Below are 19,866 nucleotides of genomic sequence, written 5' to 3'. Positions count from 1 at the left end.
ATGCGCGACGGACCGGCTGCGCCAGTATGGCGCCGGTACGCCGCAGACGCGGGGCGCGAGGCAAGGGACATCCGCATGAGACTGACCGACATATCGCTGGACTGGCTGCTGCCCGGCAGCCTGTTGATCCTGGGCGTAGTTGCGGCAGTGGCGGTACTGGCCCGTGGCAAGCGGGACGGCGAGAAGGCCGCGGCCGACGACAGCTGGGAGCGCAGCGAGGAGCGGCGGCGGCGCAAAGAGGCCGTCTACGGAACCGCCTCGTACGTCCTGCTCTTCTGCTGTGCGGCGGTCGCCGCCGCACTCTCGTTCCACGGGCTCGTCGGCTTCGGCCGGCAGAACCTGAACCTCTCCGGGGGCTGGGAGTACCTGGTCCCGTTCGGCCTCGACGGCGCCGCGATGTTCTGTTCGGTGCTCGCCGTCCGCGAGGCCAGCCACGGTGACGCGGCCCTCGGCTCCCGCATGCTGGTCTGGCTGTTCGCGGGCGCGGCCGCCTGGTTCAACTGGGTGCACGCGCCGCGGGGCATGGGCCACGACGGAGCCCCCCAGTTCTTCGCCGGGATGTCGCTCTCGGCGGCCGTTCTCTTCGACCGGGCCCTCAAGCAGACCCGCCGGGCGGCGCTGCGCGAACAGGGCCTGATTCCCCGGCCGTTGCCGCAGATCCGGATGGTCCGCTGGCTGCGGGCACCCCGGGAGACTTTCGGCGCGTGGTCGCTCATGCTGCTGGAGGGGGTACGCACCCTCGACGAGGCAGTCGACGAGGTGCGGGAGGACAAGCGGGAGAAGGAGCAGGACCGGCACCGCAGGCGCGATCAGAACCGGCTGGACCGGATGCGCATCAAGGCACTGGGCCGGCAGAACCGGGCGTTCGGGCGCTCGCGCGGCCGCCAGGTCGATCTGCCGGGGCTGGCCCCCGGAACGGGCTCCGCGCCGGTCGGCGCGGAGCCGGCCATATCGGAAGCGGGACAGCTGCCATGGCGCCGCCGGCCCTCCCTCCAGGCCGTGAACGCAGCCGAATCCACTGATTCGGCGGGCCCCCGGACGGTGGACCTCACCGCCGAGGACGACACCCAGACCATCCCCCGGCTCGACTCACTGGAACGCAAACTCAAGGACCTGGAGCAGCAGTTCGGCTGATCCGCCCTGACTTGGCACGCCCCCGCGGGGCCGGCCCGGCGCTTCTGCGCTCAGGCGGGCCCCGCGTCGGCCTTCCCGTCCAGCTCGAACCACACCACCTTGCCTCGGCCAGGCACCAGCGCGTCCACCCCCCAGGCGTCGGCGAGCGCCTGCACCAGGACCAGCCCCCGGCCGTGCGTACCGTCGTCGGCGGACGGTACGTACGGCCGGGGCGGGCGGTTGGCGTAGTCCCGCACCTCCACCCTCAGCCGAGTGGCGTCGAGAGTGGCGGACACCTCCGCGCCCTGCCCGGTGTGGACGAGGGCGTTGGTGACGAGCTCGGTGATCAGCAGCTCCGCCACCTCGGCGGTGTCCGGCCGGCACCGGTGCCGCATCAACTCCCGCAGCGCCCGCCGGACTTCGCCCACCGCCTTCAGGTCCGCCCGCCGCACGCTACGGGTGATCTCCAGCACGTCCACCGCGCCCCCGTCCTCGACCGACGGTTCACGCGGTACAGGCTGCCCTCTCGTCCACGGCTTCCCGCTCTTCGCCCCCACCCGCACGGCGATGCCCCTCCCCCGCTTGCACACTCCGACATGACGGCCTCTCGAACAGGCCTACGGGATGCATGCCCGCCGAAGCGATCCGCACTCCTGCGGGGTTACGGGCGCGGCACGTTGCGGAGATTGGATCGCGCCATCTGGATCATCCGGCCCACCCCTCCGTCGAGCACGATCTTGCTGGCGGAAAGTGCGAAACCGGTCACCATCTCGGCGCTGATCCTCGGTGGAATGGACAACGCGTTGGGGTCGGTCACCACGTCCACCAGTGCCGGTCCCTTGTGCCGGAAAGCGTCCTTCAAAGCGCCGGTGAGCTGCTTGGGTTTCTCCACCCGGACCCCGTAGGCGCCGGCCGCGCGGGCGATACCGGCGAAATCCGGGTTCTTGTTCGTTGTTCCGTACGAAGGCAGGCCGGAAACCAGCATCTCCAACTCGACCATCCCGAGAGATGAGTTGTTGAAGAGGACCACTTTGACGGGCAGGTCGTACTGCACCAGGGTGAGGAAATCTCCCATCAGCATCGAGAAACCACCGTCACCCGACATCGACACCACTTGACGGCTGCGGTCGGTGAACTGTGCGCCGATGGCCTGCGGGAGGGCGTTGGCCATCGAGCCGTGACTGAAGGAGCCGATGATGCGCCGCTTGCCGTTCGGGGAAAGATAGCGCGCCGCCCACACATTGCACATGCCCGTGTCGACGGTGAACACTGCATCCTCGTCGGCGAGTTCGTCCAGTACGGACGCCACGTACTCGGGATGGATCGGCGTGCGCTTCTCCACCTTCCGCGTGTACGCCTTCACCACCCCCTCCAGCGCGTCCGCGTGCTTCTTCAGCATCCGGTCGAGGAAACGGCGGTCCGTCTTGGCCTTGACCCGGGTGTTCAGCGCGCGCAGGGTCTCCCGTACGTCGCCCCAGACCGCGAGGTCCAGCTTCGAGCGGCGGCCCAGGTGTTCGGGGCGGATGTCCACCTGGACGATCTTCACATCGTCGGGGAGGAAGGCGTTGTACGGGAAGTCCGTGCCGAGCAGGATCAGCAGATCGCACTCGTGGGTGGCCTCGTAGGCCGCGCCGTAGCCGAGAAGCCCGCTCATGCCGACGTCGTACTGATTATCGTACTGAATCCACTCTTTTCCGCGCAGGGCGTGCCCGACCGGGGCCTTGACCCGGCCCGCGAACTCCATCACCTCGGCGTGCGCTCCGGCGGTGCCGCTGCCGCAGAAGAGCGTGACCTTGTCCGCCTCGTCGATCAGCCGGACCAGCTTCTCGATCTCGGCGTCGCCCGGCCGTACGGAGGGCCGCGCGGTGACGAGTGCGTGCTCCACCGTCTTCTCCGGGGCGGGGAGGGAGGCGATGTCGCCGGGCAGGGAGATCACGCCGACCCCGCTGCGGCCGATGGCGTGCTGGATGGCGGTCTGGAGCACCCGGGGCATCTGCTTCGGGTTGGAGATCAGCTCGCTGTAGTGGCTGCACTCGGTGAACAGCCGGTCCGGGTGGGTCTCCTGGAAGAAGCCGAGGCCGATCTCGCCGGAGGGGATGTGCGAGGCCAGCGCGAGGACCGGCGCCATCGAGCGGTGGGCGTCGTACAGGCCGTTGATCAGGTGCAGATTGCCGGGGCCGCAGGAGCCCGCGCAGGCTGCGAGCCGGCCGGTGATCTGGGCCTCGGCACCGGCCGCGAAGGCGGCCGTCTCCTCGTGCCGGACCTGGATCCAGTCGATGTCACCCGTCCGGCGGATCGCGTCGACGATCGGGTTGAGGCTGTCGCCGACGACTCCGTACATCCGCCGCACGCCCGCGCGTACGAGGATGTCGACAAACTGCTCCGCCACGTTCTGCTTGGCCATGGAGGGGGCGCCCTTTCCGGTTCGGCTCTGCCGCGTGCGCCTTCCATCCACGCACGTTCCGCGCGGTTACGCCTCCCAGACCGCGGCGGCCGTCCGGTCGTCGGCGTAGCCCTTGAGGCGGAGCTGGGTATCCGCGAGGAAGGCCGCCAGGCCGGGCGGGTCCGGCTCGGCCCACCGCGCCGCGAGCTCGGCCGGGAGCAGGGCCTCCTCGCGCATCGGGTCGGCAAGGCCGCCGGAGCAGAGCAGCAGGGTGTCGCCCGGGCGGGACACGGCGGCCCGGAAGCGGAACCGGAAACCGCCCTCCGCGGGCTCGGCGCCGTCGCCCTGCTCCTTCGGCTCGGCCGGCTCCAGGTCCTGCCACTGGCCCGCCCGGAGACGGAACAGCCCGCCCTCGCCCGCGCCGAAGCAGACCCGTGTCGTGCACAGCGGGTCCACCGGGAGCAGCAGTCCGCGCAGCCCGGCGGTGTACGCCTCCTCCGGGAGCCCCAGCTCCGCGGCGCGGGCCCGCAGCCGCCCGTAGCCCCGGTCGGTGAGCCGCTGGAGCCCCGAGCGCAGGGCGTCGCGCCTGCCCGCCCGGATGTCGTCGGCCAGCCGCTGCTGGCTGCGCCCGATGGCCGACGCGACCCAGTGGCACACCTCGGCGGCGGCCTCCCGGGCCCCGGGAGCGGCCCGGTCCCCGCCGGCGAGGGCCACCAGGACCAGGGCGTCGTCGCCACTGCCGAAGCGAGCGGTGAGCAGGAAGTCCCGTCGGGCCTCCCCGCGGAAGCGGGCCGAGTCCCCGCGTACGGAGGCCGCGCGCAGGGTGTACGAACCGTGGCGGGCCCCCTCCAGGACGGTGTCGGGGATCAGCTCGTCGAGGTTGGCCGGATCGGCGACGGGCAGCGCCCCCGGCTCGGCGGCGTACGTCGGGGCCCGGTCGCCGAGGTGCCGGACCTCGGGGCGCTCCGCGGGGGCGGGGCGCGCTGGGGCCGCGTCCGCCGGGGCGGGGGCGGTCGCGGCGGGAACGGGGTGTGCGGGGTGCGCCGGATGCGCGGGGGCCGGGGCGGCGGCGGGGGCGGGGTGCTGGGGTTTCGGCTCCGGCGCGGGCTCCGGCGCGGTCGGGGTGTCCGCGCGCGGCACCCCCCACCGCCGCACCGGCGTCTGCGACCGCTCGGTCTCCGCGGGCGGCACGGTCACATCTCCGAGGGCGTACCCGGTGGGCCCGGCCTGACGCGGGTCCCTCGGCGGAGGCTCCGGGTCGGCCGGGACGGAGGTGTCCCAGAGCGCGTACCCGGCGGCCCCCAGGTCCGGCAGCGTCACATCCCGCTGCGTCACGTCCGGCCGTGCCCCAGTCGGCCGTGTCACTCCCGGTTCCCCCTGCCGCTGCCCTGGCAGGACGGGCTCCGCCGGCGGGACCGGCGGACCAGCGGGGTCCGTCACGACCACCGCCGCCGAGCGGAACCGGTTGTCCAGGGTGTCCCCCGGGTCGGGCTCCGGTCCCGCGTCCGGGTCCTCGTACAGCTTCTGCCACCAGTCGTCCGCGCCCTGCTGACTCATGACCTCATTCTGGGCCCCGCGGAGCGGCGGAAAACGCCGAATACCCGAAAGGGGCCCACCGAGCTGCTGTCCGGCGGCCCCCTTCACACTCATCCGTATGAACTAGCGGATGTCGTACGGCCGGGCGACCGCCTGGGTGACGGAGGCGCCGTTCGAGTCGGTCAGTTCGACCTTCAGCGTCACCGGCTTGCCGGCGGCGCCGGCGTGGTTCACGACCGCGGTCCACTCGCCGCCGCGCTCGCTCACCTTCGCCTCGGTCCAGTTCTCCGTCGATCGGCTGTGCCGCAGAGCCGCGGACGGGCCGACGGCGGTGACGGCGGCCAGCACTGCCGCGGCGGCCGCTCCCAGTGCCGTGCGCGATATCGGGCGCATCGCTCTCCCCAGGTGAATTCCGGCCATCTATTGCATTGCGCGGCAAAGTCGCCGCGTAAATGGCTTCTGGCCAGCGGATGTTGGTGCTGCGGTGGCGTCACCTTGGCAGAGTGGCGGTGGGTGCGGCGATGATGTCCGCGGCGGGTTTGCGCCGTGGCCGCTTCCCGCCAGGCGCCACGTGGAGAGTGGGTGGGCGGTTTGCTGGGTGCGATAGGTCTGGACGAGGGCCAGGAGTCGGCGTACCGGGTGCTGGTGGCGTTGGGGGCGGCGGAGGTGCCGGACCTCGCGCACCGGCTGACCCTGCCTGTGCCGCAGACCGAGCGGGCGCTGCGGCATCTGGAGCGGCAGGGTCTGGCGGCGCAGTCCTCGGCCCGGCCCGGGCGGTGGGTGGCGGCCCCGCCGGGGGTGGCACTGGGCGCGCTGCTCACGCAGCAGCGTCACGAGCTGGAGCAGGCGGAGCTGGCGGCGGCGCTGCTGGCGCAGGAGTACCGGGTGGAGGCGGCCGAGCCGGCGGTGCACGACCTGGTGGAGGTGGTGACGGGCGCGAGCGCGGTGGCGCACCGCTTCCACCAGCTCCAGCTGGGTGCGGCACAGGAGGTGTGCGCGCTGGTCAGCGGCCGGCCGCAGGTGGTGACGGGGGTGGAGAACGAGGCGGAGGAACGGGCCTCCGTACGGGGTGTCGAGTACCGCGTGGTGATCGAGCGGGAGGTACTGACCCTGCCGACCGGGATCCGGGAGGCGTCGACGGCGCTGGCCCGCGGGGAGCGGATCCGGGTGACGGGCGAGGTCCCGACGAAGCTGGTGATCGCGGACCGCAGCCTGGCGATGGTCCCGCTGACGGCGCGCGGCGCGGAGCCGTCGGCCCTGGTGGTGCACGCGTCGGGCCTGCTGGAGTCGCTCATGGGCCTGTTCGAGGCGGTGTGGCGGGAGGCGCTGCCGCTGCGGCTGGGGGCGAGCGGGACGGCGGAGCAGTCCGGCGGCGGCCCCGACGAGACCGACCTGGAGATCCTCTCCCTGCTGCTGGCGGGGATGACGGACGCGAGCGTGGCCAAGCACCTGGAGCTGGGCCTGCGGACGGTGCAGCGGCGGGTGAAGGGCCTGATGGAGCTCGTCGGGGTCACGACGCGGCTCCAGCTGGGCTGGCACGCGTACGAGCGGGGCTGGGTGGCCCGATAGCCGCTGGTCAGTCACGCTGAGCAGATGGATCTGCCTCAGCTGCTCCTGGTGGGGCTGGTGCTGCTGCTCGGGATCTTCGGGGTGCTGGTGCCGGGCGTGCCGGGGACGTGGCTGGTGTGGGCGGGGCTGATGTGGTGGGCGCTGCACGAGCGGTCTTCGGTGGCGTGGGCGCTCCTGGTCGCGGCGACGGCGCTGCTGCTGGTGGTCCAGGTGGTGAAGTTCGAGCTGCCGCCGAGGCGGCTCCGGGGGGTGGGGGTCACCCGCCGGATGGCGGTGTACGCGGGTGTGGGGGCGGTGGCTGGCTTCATCCTGCTGCCGGTGGTGGGGGCGGTACCCGGTTTCGTGGGCGGCGTCTACCTGTGCGAACGCCTTCGCCTGGGGACGCACGGGGAGGCCTGGGCCTCGGTGCGGACGGTGATGCGGGCGGTGGGCACGAGCGTGCTGGTGGAGCTGTTCGCGTGTCTGCTGGTGGTGGGGGCTTGGCTCGGGGCGGTGGTGGCGTCGGGGCCCTGACGGCCTGGGCGTACGGACCAGGCATACGGACCGGGCGTACGGACTAGGCGTACGGACTAGGTCCGGCGCCCGATGCGGCGGGCGGTGTCGCCTGTGAGGCTTTCGCACATGACGGACTTCAAGGGATTCAGCGAGGCGGAACGGTCCTACCTGGGGTCCCAGCGCCTGGGGCGGCTGGCCACGGTGGACCCGGCGGGGCAGCCGCAGGCGAACCCCGTGGGGTTCTTCCCGTAGGACGACGGGACGGTCCTGGTGGGCGGGATGGCCATGGGGACGACGAAGAAGTGGCGCAACCTCCAGGGCAACCCGCGGCTGTCACTGGTCGTGGACGACCTGGTGAGCACGCGGCCGTGGAGGGTGCGGGGCGTCGAGATCCGCGGCCACGCCACCCTGGAGGTGGGCCCGCACGCCCTGGGCCCCCACTTCAGCCCGGAAGTCATCCGCATCCACCCGGACCGGGTCTTCGCCTGGGGCCTGGACACCTGACCCTCCCGCCGCGCGGGGGCCGCCTCGGCCGAGGCCGACGCCCGGGGACTCCCGGTCGCCGGTCCCTCCTCGAACGCCGGCCCGATCCGGCCGCGCCGGCGTCTGAGGTGCGGGGGCCCGGGGGCCCCCGGGGGCCCCGGGGGCCCCCGGGGCCTTGTCCGGTCAGGTTCGGCCGTTGCGCTTGGCCGCGTAGTTGGCGCGGCCCTCCGCCGACTTCATGCGCCAGTCCCGCCGGATCTCCGCCCGCAGCCGCGCGTCCGTCTTCGCCACGATCCGCTGGTTCTCCCGCAGCAGCTTCCGGTAGCTGTCCAGGCGGCGCTCCGCCAGCTCCCCCGAGGCGACCGCGGCCAGCACCGCGCACCCCGGCTCCGCCTCGTGCGCGCAGTCGTGGAAGCGGCACTGCCCGGCGTACTCCTCGATCTCCGAGAAGACCTGCCCGACGCCCGTCTCCGCGTCCCACAGCCCGACGCCCCGCAGCCCGGGGGTGTCGATCAGGACGCCCCCGCCCGGCAGGGCGAGCAGGTTGCGCGTCGTGGTGGTGTGGCGGCCCTTGCCGTCGACCTCGCGGGTCTCCTGGACTTCCATCACGTCCGCCCCGAGCAGCGCATTGGCCAGCGTGGACTTGCCCGCGCCCGAGATGCCGAGCAGCACGCTCGTACCACTCGCCAGCACGGCCGCCAGCACGTCCGTGCCCTCCCCCGTCATCGAGGAGACCGTCAGCACCTGGACGCCCGGCGCGGCCGTCTCCACGTCCTGGACCAGGTGTCCGACCGTCGCCGGGTCCGGGACCAGGTCCGCCTTGGTCAGGACGACCAGCGGCTGCGCCCCCGACTCCCAGGCGAGCGCCAGGAACCGCTCGATCCGCCCCAGGTCGAGCTCGACGGCCAGCGAGACCGCGATGACGGCGTGGTCGACGTTCGCGGCGAGGATCTGCCCCTCGGAGCGCTGCGAGGAGGTAGACCGTACGAACGCGGTCCGGCGCGGCAGGTACGCCTTCACATAACGCGGGTTTCCGGCCGTTTGCACGGCTGCCCAGTCACCGGTGCAGATGACCCGCAGCGGGTCGTGCGGGGTGACGAAGGCGGTGTCGGCGCGGACGATGCCGTCCGCGGTCATGAGGTCGCACTGGCCGCGGTCGACCCGCACCACCCGGCCGGGTACGAGGCCCTGCTCGGCGTAGGGGGCGAACTCCGCCGCCCATGCGTCGTCCCAGCCGTAGGGGGCGAGAGCGTGCGGAAGCGAGGCCTGCGGGAAAGACGGGAAGGAAGAGACAGAAGAGAAAGACAAGGGAAACCCTTCACAGGGTGGCCCCGGCCGCGCGCGCCGCTACAGAGCGCGCAAAGGGTGAGAGGTCAGCCGGAGACCACGGAAGTGACATTGATGGACTTCTGAGTGCGGGCAACGCCCTGCGCCATGACAGTCATCAATGAACTCACCTCCGGGTCCTTGCACATGCTGACGGTTCCGCACCGATCGGCGGGAACGGGTTCACCGTAACAAGTCCCGTCCCCCCGGTGCCAATTCTTTTTCCGGTTCCTTTTCCGGGGCGTTCCGGAGGCCCTCGGACGGTGATGTCCGAATCGTTCAAGACCGGCCGCCCGGGCGGCTCCTAGCCTGGCCGTATGACTCCCCGACTCGACATGATCGGCCTGGTCGTCTCCGACATGGCCGCCTCGCTCGCCTTCTACCGTCGCCTGGGCCTGGACATCCCGGCCGAGGCGGACGCCCAGCCGCATGTGGAGGCCGCCCTGCCCGGGGGCCTGCGGATCGCGTGGGACACGGAGGAGACCGTCCGCTCCTTCGACCCGTCGTGGACCCGCCCGAGCGGCGGCGGCCGGTGCGAGCTCGCCTTCCTGTGCGACTCCCCCGCCGAGGTGGACGCCGTCTACGCGGAACTCACCGAGGCCGGGTACCCGGGGCACCTGAAGCCTTGGGACGCCTTCTGGGGGCAGCGCTACGCCGTCGTGCTCGACCCGGACGGCGGCGGGGTCTCCCTGTTCGCCGCCGCGTAGGCCCTCGGCGTGGTGCCGGCCAGCGCCCGCACCTCGCGGGCCAGGTGGGCCTGGTCGGCGTACCCGGCGGCGTAGGCCACCTCCGCCTGCGGCAGCCCGCGCCGGGCCAGTGCGAGCGCCCGCTGGAGCCGCAGCACCCGGCCCAGGGTCCTGGGCCCGTACCCGAACGCGTCGAGCGAGCGCCGGTGCAGCTGACGCTCCCCGAGGCCGACCGCCGCTGCGACGGCGGCCACCGTCTGACCCGCCCCGAGCCTGGCCGCCACCTCCGCGGAGAAGGGGTCCGGCGGCCCCGTCCCGGCGGCGCGGCCACGGGCCAGCTCCTCCAGCCCGGCGCGCGGGTCCCCGTAGGCCCCCACGCGCTCCGCGAGGCGGCGTACCTCCGGGCCGGGCCACAGGTCGGCCAGATCCACCCGTCGGTCGCGCAGCTCGTGCGCCGGTACGCCGAGGAGCGCGGGCGCCGTTCCCGGCGCGAGGCGGATCCCGGCGAAGGAGCCGCCCGGCACCTCCCCGGCGGGGTGCGGACCGGTGTCGGGGCCGGCCACCAGCAGCCGCCCCTCGACCCACAGCAGGTCCATGCACCCGTCGGGCAGGACCACCACGCCCGGCCCGGCGGCCCGCCACAGCACGGCGCCGGGCACCAGCCGGGACCGCCGCTCCTCGTACACAAGGGCCAGGCTATGCCGGGGTCAGTGCTTGCGCAGGCGGGAGGAGTAGTCCTCCGGCGGCAGGAATCTGGACCACCGCTCCGGGAACTCCGAGGGCATCTCGCCGTCCTCGTCGTCCTCCGACTCGCCTTCCGCGAGCGCCCGCCAGGCGGCGGCCCGCGCCACGAGCTGGGCGGCCTCCGCCTCGCGGACCCGCTCGTTCGCCTCGCGCGCCGCGGCCGTGGCCACCGAGGGCCAGACCCGGTCGATGGCAGCGTTGACGGCGGCGCCGACCAGCACCGCGAAGGCCGAGATGCCGATCCAGAGCAGCACCGCGACGGGCGCGGCGAGTGATCCGTAGATCGTCGGCCCCTCCACGGTGTTGGTCAGGTAGATCCGCAGCAGGAACGAGCCCAGCACCCACATGGCGAGGGCCACCAGCGCGCCGGGAACGTCCTCGATCCACGGCGAGCGCACGGGCACGGACACGTGGTAGAGCGTGGTCAGGAAGACGATGGACAGCAGGGTGACGGTCGGCCAGTAGAGCACCGCGATCACTTCCGTGCTCCAGGGCACCCACCGCACGACCGCGTCCGGCCCCGCCACCATCAGCGGCAGCACGACCGCGCCGATCACCAGCGCGATCACGTACAGCAGGAAGGCCAGCAGCCGGGTCTTGACGATGCCGCGCTGTCCGTCGAGCCCGTACATCACGGTGATGGTGTCGATGAAGACGTTGACCGCCCGCGAGCCCGACCACAGGGCGAAGGCGAAGCCGAGGGAGATCAGGTCCGGGCGGCCGCGCGAGGTCACGTCGTCCAGCATCGGCTTCGCGATGTCGTTGACGCCCCGGTCCGAAAGCACCGTGCCGACGGCCCGCAGGATGTTCTCCTCGATGCTGGCAACGAACGTTCCGTGGGTCCACCCGTCCACGTATCCGAGCACACCGAGCAGACCGAGGAAGAGCGGCGGCAGCGACAGCAGCGTGAAGAACGCCGCCTCGGCCGCCAGGCCGAGGATCCGGTACTCGATGCACGAGTTCACGGTGTCTTTGAGAAGCAGCCACGCCATCTTGCGCTTGGATACGTTGCGGTAGAGGGCACGGGCCCGATGGAGCCGCCCTGGGATCCGCTCGGGTGTTTCTTTTGCTGGCTGCACGTCCTTACGGTATCCGCATGGCAGCCACCACCCACACAGTCAGCAACCAGGCCCCGCCCCTCGTGGGCTACGACGTCTACGGCGGCGACCGGGCCCTCACCGAGGGCGTGGAGCGGCACCTCGCCGACGCGGCCCCCGAACTCCTGGGCGAGGTAAGGCAGGAGCTCACCCGTCTGGGACTCGCCGCGGGCTCCTCGCAGGCCCAGGAATGGGGTACGCAGGCGAACGAGAATCCGCCGAAGTTGCGGACGCACGACCGGTACGGGAACCGGATCGACGAGGTGGAGTTCCACCCGGCCTGGCACCGGCTGCTGGGGCACGCCGTGACCTCGGGGCTCACCGACGCCTGGGGGCGGCCCGCCGGGCATCTGCGCCGCGCGGCGGGGTTCTTCGTATGGTCACAGGCCGAGGCGGGGCACGGTTGCCCGGTCTCGATGACGCACGCGGCCGTGCCGGCGCTGCGTACGGATCCGGAGCTGGCCGCCGAATGGGAGCCGCGGCTGACCTCGCACGTGTACGAGGAGGGGCTGCGGCCGGCCGCGGAGAAGGCCGGTGTGCTGTTCGGCATGGGCATGACGGAAAAGCAGGGGGGCAGCGACGTACGGGCGAACACGACGGCCGCGAAGCCGCTGGACGCGTCCGGCGAGTACCTGCTGACCGGGCACAAGTGGTTCTGCTCGGCGCCGATGTCGGACGGTTTCCTGGTCCTCGCCCAGGCTCCGGGCGGGCTGAGCTGCTTCCTGGTACCGCGGGTGCTGCCGGACGGCACGCGCAACGTCTTCGCGATCCAGCGGCTGAAGGACAAGCTGGGCAACAGGTCGAACGCGTCGAGCGAGGTCGAGTTCGACGGGACCTGGGCGCGCCGGGTGGGCGAGGAGGGCCGGGGGGTGCGGACCATCATCGAGATGGTCGCGGCGACCCGGCTGGACTGCGTCATCGGCTCGGCCTCGCTGATGCGGCAGGCCCTGACCCAGGCCGTCCACCACACAGAGCACCGCTCTGCTTTCGGAGCACGGCTCATCGAGCAGCCTCTGATGCGCAACGTACTGGCCGACCTCGCCCTGGAGTCGGAGGCTGCGACCGTGCTGACGCTGCGCCTGGCGGCGGCCTACGACGCCGGGACGGAGCAGGAGCGGGCCTTCCTGCGCATCGCGGTACCCGCCGCGAAGTACTGGGTGACCAAGCGCTGTACGCCGATGGTGGCGGAGGCCCTGGAGTGTCTGGGCGGCAATGGCTACGTAGAGGAGTCGGGGCTGCCGCGTCTGCTGCGCGAGTCCCCGCTGAACTCGATCTGGGAGGGCTCGGGCAACGTACAGGCGCTGGACGTGCTGCGGGCGCTCCAACGGGAGCCGCAGGCGCTGAACGCGTTCCTCCAGGAGGTCGGACTGGCCCGGGGCGCCGATCACCGGCTGGATTCGGCCATCAAGCACCTGCTGACGGACCTCGCCGACCTGGAGGGGATCCAGGCCCGGGCCCGCCGGGTGGTGGAACGGATGGCCCTGGTGCTGCAGGGGTCGCTGCTGGTCCGCTGGGCCCCGCCGGAGGTGGCGGACGCGTTCTGCGCATCCCGGCTGGGGGGCGACTGGGGCACGGCGTTCGGGACGCTGCCGCACAGCCTGGACCTGGGGGCGGTGGTGGAACGGGCGCGGATCGCCGGCTGAGGAGGTCCCCAAACCGCCCCGAGCCGGGATCCGGCCCGTTGACCTGAGAGCAGGGGTGGCGCCGCGCCGACTCGGCGCCACCCCCGATCCGAGAAGCCCCGAGGAAGGAGCTGCACGCCGCTCAGCGACGTCCGGACAGTTTCGGTCGTGCGACCGGGACTTGGCGAGAGTTGCATACCGTTGCAACCCTTTGAGTAGGAACCCCCGCCGGGCGGTCCGCGCGTGCCGGGGGAAGCGGCACGCGCGGACCGCCCGGGAGGCTCCGCAGTACGTCCTGTTCCGCACGGGGAGGTTCTGGTGGGCGACACCGCAGGCAGCACGGTCGATGTGGCACGCATTTCGGCCATGGACGCGCGGGAGGCCGCGCGTCTGCTCAAGGGAGTACGGGCGGCCGCGCTGGCCGGGGACCGCCCGCCGGCCGCCCCGCGCCCGGAGATCGCCGAATCCTGGCGGCGGATGCTGGCCGGCGGGGTGCACCCGGACCGGGACGCCCGCTCGCGGATGCTGTCGGCCGCCGAGACGGAGGAGCGGCGGCAGGTCTCGCCGCTGCGCGAGCTGCTGCCGGTGCTGCGCGAGGGGCTGCTGCCCGAGCTGGACGAGGCCCTGCACATCATGGTCGTAGCCGACGCGGACGGGCGGCTGCTGTGGCGGGAGGGCCACAGCTCGATCCTGCGCAAGGCGGACCGGCTGGGCTTCGCGGTGGGCGCCGACTGGGACGAGGCCGTGGTCGGCACGAACGGGGTGGGCACCGCCCTGGTGACCCGGCGGCCGGTCCAGGTGTTCTCGGCCGAGCACTTCGTCTCCAGCCACCACGACTGGACCTGCGCGGGAGCGCCCGTACGGGACCCGCGGGACGGGCGGCTGCTGGGGGTGGTGGACGTCAGCGGACCGCTGGCCACCATGCACCCGGCGACGCTGGCGTGGGTGAGCTCGGTGGCCCGGCTCGCGGAGCGGGAGCTGCGGGTGCGGCACCTGGAGTCCCTGGAGCGGCTGCGGACGGTGGCCGCCCCGCTGCTGGCCCGACTGCCGGGGCGGGCGCTCGCGGTGGACGCACACGGCTGGACGGCGGCGGTGACGGGGCTGGCCCCGGCGGAGCGGATGCCGCTGCCGAAGGCCTTCGGGCCGGGCCGGGTGTGGATGCCGCAGCTCGGCGACTGCGTGGTGGAGCCGCTGCCCGGTGGCTGGCTCCTGCGCGTCGAGGAGGCGCACGGCACGGGCGCGGCGGCGAGCCGGGTGGTGCTGGACGTGAGCCGCCCGCGCGCCTGGTCGGCGACGGTGTACGGGGCCGCGGGCAGCTGGTCCCAGGAGCTGAGCCCGCGCCATGCGGAGCTGTTGTTCCTGCTGGCGGAGGCCCCGCGCGGGCGCTCGGCGGCGGAGCTCTCGCTGGAGCTCTTCGGGGACCCCACCCGCACGGTGACGGTCCGCGCGGAGATGTCCCGGGTACGCCGCCACCTCGCGGGGGTCCTCACGCACCGCCCGTACCGCTTCGCGGAGGACGTGGAGGTGGAGCTGATCCGTCCGCAGGACCCGTCCGAGCTGCTCCCGCACTCCACGGCCCCCGCGGTGGTCCGGGCCCGCCTGGGCCGGACGGGGCCCTGGGGGTCCGCCCCGGCGGATGTGGTTCCCTGACGTGCATGAGCACCATCACTCTCACCACCTGGTCCCTGGAAATGACCTCGCCGACGGACCTGGTCCCGGCGGCCGTACCGGGCGACGAGATCCGCGTGGCCCGGGCGGAGGTCCCGTCCCCTGAGTTCAGCCGGTTCCTGTACGCGTCGGTGGGCGGGGACATCCACTGGACGGACCGGCTGTCGCTGACGCGCGCGCAGTGGGTGGAGCAGCTGGGGCGGCCGGGCGTGGAGACGTGGGTCGCGTACGACCGGGGGACCCCGGCCGGGTACGTGGAGCTCGACCCCCAGCCGGGCGGTGTGGTGGAGATCATGTACTTCGGGCTCCTCCCGGACTTCCGCGGGCGCCGCATCGGCGGTCACCTGCTTTCGGTGGGCGTCGCCGCGGCCTGGTCCCTCGCGGAGCGCTGGCCGGAGCTGGAGCCGACCCGGCGCGTCTGGCTCCACACGTGCAGCCAGGACGGCCCGACGGCGATGGACAACTACCTCCGGCGCGGCTTCAAGGTCTTCAAGACGGAGACGGAGTCCAAGGAGGACACCCCTGCTCCCGGCCCCTGGCCCGGCGCGTAGCCCGACGGGCCTGCCACTGCGCCGCGCCGGTGGCGTGGACAGCTCGGCGCGGCCGGAAGCAAGCGTTCCGGCCGCCCTTCACCGCGTGACCCCCATCACGCCGTCCCACGATCCGGGACGAGTTCGTCCGTATCGTGGACAGTAGTGGACTCCTCCAATCGGCACATGACACGCTTCCGCCATGAATGGAGCTGGAATTGCCTTGGTGAGTCGGCGGCACGTCGACCTCGGCCGCATGTCCAGCGCCATCTGTCCGGCGCGCTGACGGAACCAGCCACGCCGCACATCGCCGTCGTCCCCGCCGTCGCGGACGCGTCGCACCCGCAAGCCCCTGAGGCCGAAGACCGCCCTGCCCACCGGAAACACCGGACAAGGGCGGCGATCAGCCACACCTGCTCAGCGTCAGGCTGATGACTGGGGGCTCACCGCCGCTCCCCCCTGCCCTTGCCTCGAGCCGCCGAAGAAGGACGTACCGCCATGGCCGCCACCCCCGTAACGCCCGCAGCCGCAGCTCCGGCCGCAGCCGCGCGCCGCAAGACCGGCCGTCACCGCGGCGAGGGCCAGTGGGCCGTCGGACACCACACGCCCCTCAACGGCAACGAGCAGTTCAAAAAGGACGACGACGGTCTCAACGTGCGGACACGCATTGAGACGATCTACTCCAAAACGGGCTTCGACTCGATCGACCCCAACGACCTCCGCGGCCGCATGCGCTGGTGGGGCCTCTACACCCAGCGCAAGCCCGGGATCGACGGCGGCAAGACCGCGATCCTGGAGCCGGAGGAGCTGGACGACAAGTACTTCATGCTGCGCGTCCGCATCGACGGCGGCCGGCTGACCACCGAGCAGCTGCGCGTCATCGGCGAGATCTCCGAGGAGTTCGCGCGCGGCACCGCGGACCTCACCGACCGTCAGAACGTGCAGTACCACTGGATCCGCATAGAGGACGTCCCGGAGATCTGGCGCCGTCTGGAGGCCGTCGGCCTCTCGACCACCGAGGCCTGCGGTGACACCCCCCGCGTCATCCTCGGCTCGCCCGTCGCCGGCATCGCCCAGGACGAGATCATCGACGGCACCCCCGCCATCGATGAGATCTACCGCCGGATCGTGGGCAACCCCGACTTCTCCAACCTGCCCCGCAAGTTCAAGTCCGCGGTCTCCGGCTCGCCGCTGCTCGACGTGGCGCACGAGATCAACGACATCGCCTTCGTCGGCGTGAACCACCCCGAGCACGGCCCCGGCTTCGACGTCTGGGTCGGCGGCGGGCTGTCGACCAACCCCAAGCTGGGCGTCCGCCTGGGCACCTGGGTCTCGCTCGACGAGGTCCCGGACGTCTACGAGGGCGTCATCTCGATCTTCCGCGACTACGGCTACCGCCGGCTGCGCACCCGCGCCCGCCTGAAGTTCCTCGTCGCCGACTGGGGCCCGGCCAAGTTCCGCCAGGTCCTGGAGGACGAGTACCTGAAGCGCAAGCTGACCGACGGCCCCGCGCCCGAGCAGCCCAGCGGCCAGTGGCGCGACCACGTCGGCGTCCACCAGCAGCAGGACGGCCGCTTCTACGTCGGCTTCGCGCCCCGCGTCGGCCGCGTGGACGGTGCCACCCTGACCAAGATCGCGGACGTCGCCGAGCAGCACGGCTCCGGCCGCCTGCGCACCACCGCCGAGCAGAAGATGATCGTGCTCGACGTCGAGGCGGACAAGGTCGACTCCGTCGTCGCGGCCCTGGAGGCACTGGACCTGCGGGTCAAGCCGTCCCCGTTCCGCCGCGGCACGATGGCCTGCACCGGCATCGAGTTCTGCAAGCTGGCCATCGTCGAGACCAAGGCGCGCGGCGCCTCGCTGATCGACGAGCTGGAGCGCCGCCTGCCGGAGTTCGCCGAGCCGCTCACCATCAACATCAACGGCTGCCCGAACGCCTGCGCCCGTATCCAGGTGGCGGACATCGGTCTCAAGGGCCAGCTGGTCCTGGACGACGACGGCAACCAGGTGGAGGGCTACCAGGTCCACCTGGGCGGCGCGCTCGGCCTGGAGGCCGGCTTCGGCCGCAAGGTCCGCGGCCTCAAGGTCACCTCGGCCGGTCTGCCCGACTACGTCGAGCGGGTCGTCACGCGCTTCGAGGAGCAGCGTGAGGACGGCGAGCGCTTTGCCGCCTGGGTCGGCCGCGCGAAGGACGAGGACCTCTCGTGAGCGAGCGCGCCGCCCCGTTCTACTGCCCGTACTGCGGCGACGAGGACCTGTTTCCGAACGAGACGGGTCACGGCGCCTGGGAATGCAGGGCCTGCAACCGAGCCTTCCAGCTGAAGTACCTCGGGCTGCTGGCCCGGGGCGTTCAGTCGAACACCGCTGGAGGGGACGAGATATGACCACCACTCAAGACGTGAGTCTCAAAGCGCTGGCCGAGCAGGCCGGACGGGACCTCGAGGACGCCTCCGCGCTGGAGATCCTCACCTGGGCGGCCGAGACCTTCGGCAAGAAGTTCTGCGTCACCTCCTCCATGGAGGACGCGGTCGTCGCCCACCTGGCGTCCCGCGCCTTCCCCGGCGTGGACGTGGTCTTCCTCGACACCGGCTACCACTTCGAGGAGACCATCGGCACCCGCGACGCGGTCGAGGCCGTGATGGACGTCAACATCATCACCCTCACCCCGCGCCAGACGGTGGCCGAGCAGGACGCGGAGTACGGCCCCAAGCTGCACGACCGCGACCCCGACCTCTGCTGCGCGCTGCGCAAGGTCAAGCCCCTCGAAGAGGGCCTGACCGCGTACGACGCGTGGGCGACGGGCCTGCGCCGCGACGAGTCCCCGACCCGGGCCAACACCCCGGTGGTCGGCTGGGACGAGAAGCGGCAGAAGGTCAAGATCTCGCCGATCGCCCGCTGGACCCAGGACGACGTGGACGCGTACGTCGCGGAACACGGCGTGCTCACCAACCCGCTGCTGATGGACGGCTACGCCTCCGTCGGCTGCGCCCCCTGCACCCGCCGCGTGGCGGAGGGCGAGGACGCGCGGGCCGGGCGCTGGGCCGGGCGGGGCAAGACCGAGTGCGGACTGCACGGCTGATGACGACCGAACGTACGGAACTTACGGAGACAGAGCAGATGAGCGTGAGCGACCAGGGCGCCACCGTGTGGCTGACCGGGCTGCCGAGCGCGGGCAAGACCACCATCGCCTACGCGCTGGCCGACCGGCTGCGCGCGGAGGGCCACCGCGTGGAGGTCCTCGACGGCGACGAGATCCGCGAGTTCCTCTCCGCCGGCCTCGGTTTCAGCCGCGAGGACCGGCACACCAACGTGCAGCGGATCGGCTTCGTCGCCGAGCTCCTCGCGAGCAACGGCGTCAAGGCGCTGGTGCCGGTGATCGCGCCGTTCACGGACAGCCGTGAGGCCGTTCGGGGGCGCCACGCGGCCGCCGAGACGAACTACCTCGAAGTGCACGTGGCCACCCCGGTCGAGGTGTGCTCCGAGCGTGACGTGAAGGGCCTGTACGCCAAGCAGGCGGCGGGCGAGATCTCCGGTCTGACCGGCGTCGACGACCCGTACGAGGCGCCGGAGTCCCCGGACCTCCGTATCGAGTCGCACACGCAGACCGTGCAGGAGTCGGCTTCGGCCCTGCACGCGCTGCTCACCGAGAGGGGTCTGGCATGACGACCACCGTCGCACACGTCCACGACGCTGCAGATGATTCTTTGGGGTCCGCGCCCTACGCGCTGTCGCACCTCGACGCCCTCGAATCCGAGGCCGTGCACATCTTCCGCGAGGTGGCGGGCGAGTTCGAGAAGCCGGTGATCCTGTTCTCCGGCGGCAAGGACTCCATCGTCATGCTGCACCTGGCACTGAAGGCGTTCGCGCCGGCGCCGGTGCCCTTCACGCTGCTGCACGTCGACACGGGCCACAACTTCCCCGAGGTGCTGGAGTACCGCGACCGCACGGTCGAGAAGCACGGCCTGCGCCTGCACGTGGCGTCCGTCCAGGACTACATCGACGCGGGCAAGCTGCGCGAGCGCCCGGACGGCACCCGCAACCCGCTGCAGACCGTCCCGCTGACCGAGGCGATCCAGAGCCTCAAGTTCGACGCCGTGTTCGGCGGCGGCCGCCGCGACGAGGAGAAGGCCCGCGCCAAGGAGCGGGTGTTCAGCCTCCGCGACGAGTTCTCCCAGTGGGACCCGCGCCGCCAGCGCCCCGAGCTGTGGCAGCTCTACAACGGCCGCCACGCGCCCGGCGAGCACGTGCGCGTCTTCCCGCTGTCCAACTGGACCGAGCTGGACGTGTGGCAGTACATCGCCCGCGAGGGCATCGAGCTGCCGGAGATCTACTTCGCCCACGAGCGCGAGGTCTTCCAGCGCAACGGCATGTGGCTGACGGCCGGCGAGTGGGGCGGCCCGAAGGAGGGCGAGACGCCCGAGACGCGTCTCATCCGCTACCGCACCGTCGGTGACATGTCCTGCACCGGCGCCGTCGACTCCGAGGCCGCCACGCTGGACGCCGTGATCGCCGAGATCGCCGTCTCCCGCCTCACCGAGCGGGGCGCGACACGCGCCGACGACAAGATGTCCGAGGCCGCGATGGAAGACCGCAAGCGCGAAGGGTACTTCTAAC

General features: G+C 72.3%; 20 protein-coding genes and 1 pseudogene. 14 read left to right on the top strand and 7 right to left on the bottom strand.

Annotated elements, in window-relative coordinates:
• The first annotated feature begins 75 nt into the window (after positions 1-75).
• Complete coding sequence (locus tag J7I97_RS21690; protein ID WP_214937381.1) at positions 76-1,134, top strand: DUF2637 domain-containing protein; 1,059 nt, start codon at positions 76-78, stop codon at positions 1,132-1,134.
• A gap of 50 nt (positions 1,135-1,184) precedes the next feature.
• Here the strand turns inward: J7I97_RS21690 and J7I97_RS21685 are convergent, their stop codons facing one another.
• From J7I97_RS21685 to J7I97_RS21670, 4 genes are all read right to left on the bottom strand, one after another.
• Positions 1,185-1,586 (bottom strand): ATP-binding protein, encoded by a 402-nt coding sequence (locus J7I97_RS21685; protein ID WP_214937451.1) that lies wholly within the window; start codon positions 1,584-1,586, stop codon positions 1,185-1,187.
• A 188-nt stretch (positions 1,587-1,774) separates the two neighbouring features.
• The gene (locus tag J7I97_RS21680) at positions 1,775-3,517 is read right to left on the bottom strand and encodes a pyruvate dehydrogenase (RefSeq protein ID WP_214937379.1); all 1,743 of its coding nucleotides are present in this window, start codon (positions 3,515-3,517) and stop codon (positions 1,775-1,777) included.
• Positions 3,518-3,583: 66 nt separating this feature from the next.
• On the bottom strand, positions 3,584-5,053 hold the full coding sequence (locus tag J7I97_RS21675; RefSeq protein WP_214937377.1) for a protein phosphatase 2C domain-containing protein: 1,470 nt from the start codon (positions 5,051-5,053) through the stop codon (positions 3,584-3,586).
• A 102-nt stretch (positions 5,054-5,155) separates the two neighbouring features.
• On the bottom strand, positions 5,156-5,425 hold the full coding sequence (locus tag J7I97_RS21670) for a hypothetical protein (RefSeq protein ID WP_214937375.1): 270 nt from the start codon (positions 5,423-5,425) through the stop codon (positions 5,156-5,158).
• 198 nt (positions 5,426-5,623) lie between these two features.
• Between J7I97_RS21670 and J7I97_RS21665 the strand changes: the two genes are divergently transcribed.
• The 3 genes and pseudogenes from J7I97_RS21665 to J7I97_RS21655 all read left to right on the top strand — a co-directional run bounded on the left by J7I97_RS21665 (position 5,624) and on the right by J7I97_RS21655 (position 7,600).
• Positions 5,624-6,601, top strand: a complete 978-nt coding sequence (locus J7I97_RS21665; RefSeq protein ID WP_214937449.1) for a helix-turn-helix domain-containing protein — start codon at positions 5,624-5,626, stop codon at positions 6,599-6,601.
• 24 nt (positions 6,602-6,625) lie between these two features.
• The gene (locus tag J7I97_RS21660; protein WP_214937373.1) at positions 6,626-7,114 is read left to right on the top strand and encodes a DUF456 domain-containing protein; all 489 of its coding nucleotides are present in this window, start codon (positions 6,626-6,628) and stop codon (positions 7,112-7,114) included.
• Between the two features lie 108 nt (positions 7,115-7,222).
• Positions 7,223-7,600, top strand: a pseudogene (locus tag J7I97_RS21655) (PPOX class F420-dependent oxidoreductase).
• Positions 7,601-7,762: 162 nt separating this feature from the next.
• Here the strand turns inward: J7I97_RS21655 and rsgA are convergent.
• On the bottom strand, positions 7,763-8,887 hold the full coding sequence (gene rsgA, locus J7I97_RS21650) for a ribosome small subunit-dependent GTPase A (RefSeq protein ID WP_214937370.1): 1,125 nt from the start codon (positions 8,885-8,887) through the stop codon (positions 7,763-7,765).
• Positions 8,888-9,222: 335 nt separating this feature from the next.
• On the opposite strand from rsgA, the gene J7I97_RS21645 reads away from it, so the two are divergent.
• Positions 9,223-9,612, top strand: coding sequence for a VOC family protein (locus J7I97_RS21645; protein WP_214937368.1), 390 nt, complete (start codon positions 9,223-9,225; stop codon positions 9,610-9,612).
• Here the strand turns inward: J7I97_RS21645 and J7I97_RS21640 are convergent.
• Both J7I97_RS21640 and J7I97_RS21635 read right to left on the bottom strand, forming a co-directional pair.
• Complete coding sequence (locus tag J7I97_RS21640; RefSeq protein WP_214937366.1) at positions 9,555-10,277, bottom strand: helix-turn-helix transcriptional regulator; 723 nt, start codon at positions 10,275-10,277, stop codon at positions 9,555-9,557. The two genes, J7I97_RS21645 and J7I97_RS21640, sit on opposite strands and share 58 nt — an antisense overlap.
• Positions 10,278-10,298: 21 nt before the next feature.
• A complete protein-coding gene (locus tag J7I97_RS21635) occupies positions 10,299-11,414 on the bottom strand; it encodes a YihY/virulence factor BrkB family protein (protein ID WP_214937364.1) in 1,116 nt (371 codons plus the stop codon).
• A 17-nt stretch (positions 11,415-11,431) separates the two neighbouring features.
• Here J7I97_RS21635 and J7I97_RS21630 point away from each other — a divergent pair, with 17 nt between their 5' ends.
• The 9 genes from J7I97_RS21630 to cysD all read left to right on the top strand — a co-directional run bounded on the left by J7I97_RS21630 (position 11,432) and on the right by cysD (position 19,865).
• Complete coding sequence (locus tag J7I97_RS21630; protein ID WP_214937362.1) at positions 11,432-13,075, top strand: acyl-CoA dehydrogenase family protein; 1,644 nt, start codon at positions 11,432-11,434, stop codon at positions 13,073-13,075.
• A 345-nt stretch (positions 13,076-13,420) separates the two neighbouring features.
• Positions 13,421-14,704 (top strand): GAF domain-containing protein, encoded by a 1,284-nt coding sequence (locus J7I97_RS21625; RefSeq protein WP_214937446.1) that lies wholly within the window; start codon positions 13,421-13,423, stop codon positions 14,702-14,704.
• A 5-nt stretch (positions 14,705-14,709) separates the two neighbouring features.
• Positions 14,710-15,273: a GNAT family N-acetyltransferase gene (locus J7I97_RS21620; RefSeq protein ID WP_214937360.1), complete on the top strand. Its 564-nt coding sequence runs from the start codon at positions 14,710-14,712 to the stop codon at positions 15,271-15,273.
• A 181-nt stretch (positions 15,274-15,454) separates the two neighbouring features.
• Positions 15,455-15,538: a putative leader peptide gene (locus tag J7I97_RS40375; RefSeq protein WP_312847410.1), complete on the top strand. Its 84-nt coding sequence runs from the start codon at positions 15,455-15,457 to the stop codon at positions 15,536-15,538.
• A 212-nt stretch (positions 15,539-15,750) separates the two neighbouring features.
• Positions 15,751-17,460: a nitrite/sulfite reductase gene (locus J7I97_RS21615; protein WP_214937358.1), complete on the top strand. Its 1,710-nt coding sequence runs from the start codon at positions 15,751-15,753 to the stop codon at positions 17,458-17,460.
• Positions 17,457-17,636 carry a hypothetical protein gene (locus J7I97_RS21610; RefSeq protein ID WP_053785636.1) on the top strand — a complete coding sequence of 60 codons (180 nt, stop codon included), beginning with the start codon at positions 17,457-17,459 and terminating at the stop codon, positions 17,634-17,636. Before J7I97_RS21615 ends, J7I97_RS21610 begins: the two co-directional genes overlap by 4 nt.
• Positions 17,633-18,331 (top strand): phosphoadenylyl-sulfate reductase, encoded by a 699-nt coding sequence (locus J7I97_RS21605; protein ID WP_214937356.1) that lies wholly within the window; start codon positions 17,633-17,635, stop codon positions 18,329-18,331. Before J7I97_RS21610 ends, J7I97_RS21605 begins: the two co-directional genes overlap by 4 nt.
• Positions 18,332-18,369: 38 nt before the next feature.
• Entirely contained in the window at positions 18,370-18,915 is a 546-nt protein-coding gene (gene cysC / locus J7I97_RS21600) for an adenylyl-sulfate kinase (RefSeq protein ID WP_214937354.1), read from the top strand.
• The gene (gene cysD, locus J7I97_RS21595) at positions 18,912-19,865 is read left to right on the top strand and encodes a sulfate adenylyltransferase subunit CysD (RefSeq protein WP_214937352.1); all 954 of its coding nucleotides are present in this window, start codon (positions 18,912-18,914) and stop codon (positions 19,863-19,865) included. Before cysC ends, cysD begins: the two co-directional genes overlap by 4 nt.
• Position 19,866: the final 1 nt, after the last annotated feature.

The sequence above is a fragment of the Streptomyces sp. ISL-87 genome, from assembly GCF_018614095.1.
Taxonomy (GTDB): domain Bacteria; phylum Actinomycetota; class Actinomycetes; order Streptomycetales; family Streptomycetaceae; genus Streptomyces.
The sequence above is the reverse complement of the archived record's forward strand: the minus strand, read 5'-3'. Positions and strand labels throughout refer to the sequence as shown.

Excerpts from the sequence above, each read along its gene's own strand:
- J7I97_RS21690 (WP_214937381.1), top strand. The coding sequence starts at position 76 with ATGAGACTGACCGACATATCGCTGGACTGGCTGCTGCCCGGCAGCCTG.
- J7I97_RS21680 (WP_214937379.1), bottom strand. The coding sequence starts at position 3,517 with ATGGCCAAGCAGAACGTGGCGGAGCAGTTTGTCGACATCCTCGTACGC.
- J7I97_RS21675 (WP_214937377.1), bottom strand. The coding sequence starts at position 5,053 with ATGAGTCAGCAGGGCGCGGACGACTGGTGGCAGAAGCTGTACGAGGAC.
- J7I97_RS21670 (WP_214937375.1), bottom strand. The coding sequence starts at position 5,425 with ATGCGCCCGATATCGCGCACGGCACTGGGAGCGGCCGCCGCGGCAGTG.
- J7I97_RS21660 (WP_214937373.1), top strand. The coding sequence starts at position 6,626 with ATGGATCTGCCTCAGCTGCTCCTGGTGGGGCTGGTGCTGCTGCTCGGG.
- J7I97_RS21645 (WP_214937368.1), top strand. The coding sequence starts at position 9,223 with ATGACTCCCCGACTCGACATGATCGGCCTGGTCGTCTCCGACATGGCC.
- J7I97_RS21630 (WP_214937362.1), top strand. The coding sequence starts at position 11,432 with ATGGCAGCCACCACCCACACAGTCAGCAACCAGGCCCCGCCCCTCGTG.
- J7I97_RS21625 (WP_214937446.1), top strand. The coding sequence starts at position 13,421 with ATGGACGCGCGGGAGGCCGCGCGTCTGCTCAAGGGAGTACGGGCGGCC.
- J7I97_RS21620 (WP_214937360.1), top strand. The coding sequence starts at position 14,710 with ATGAGCACCATCACTCTCACCACCTGGTCCCTGGAAATGACCTCGCCG.
- J7I97_RS40375 (WP_312847410.1), top strand. The coding sequence starts at position 15,455 with ATGAATGGAGCTGGAATTGCCTTGGTGAGTCGGCGGCACGTCGACCTC.
- J7I97_RS21615 (WP_214937358.1), top strand. The coding sequence starts at position 15,751 with ATGGCCGCCACCCCCGTAACGCCCGCAGCCGCAGCTCCGGCCGCAGCC.
- J7I97_RS21605 (WP_214937356.1), top strand. The coding sequence starts at position 17,633 with ATGACCACCACTCAAGACGTGAGTCTCAAAGCGCTGGCCGAGCAGGCC.
- cysC (WP_214937354.1), top strand. The coding sequence starts at position 18,370 with ATGAGCGTGAGCGACCAGGGCGCCACCGTGTGGCTGACCGGGCTGCCG.
- cysD (WP_214937352.1), top strand. The coding sequence starts at position 18,912 with ATGACGACCACCGTCGCACACGTCCACGACGCTGCAGATGATTCTTTG.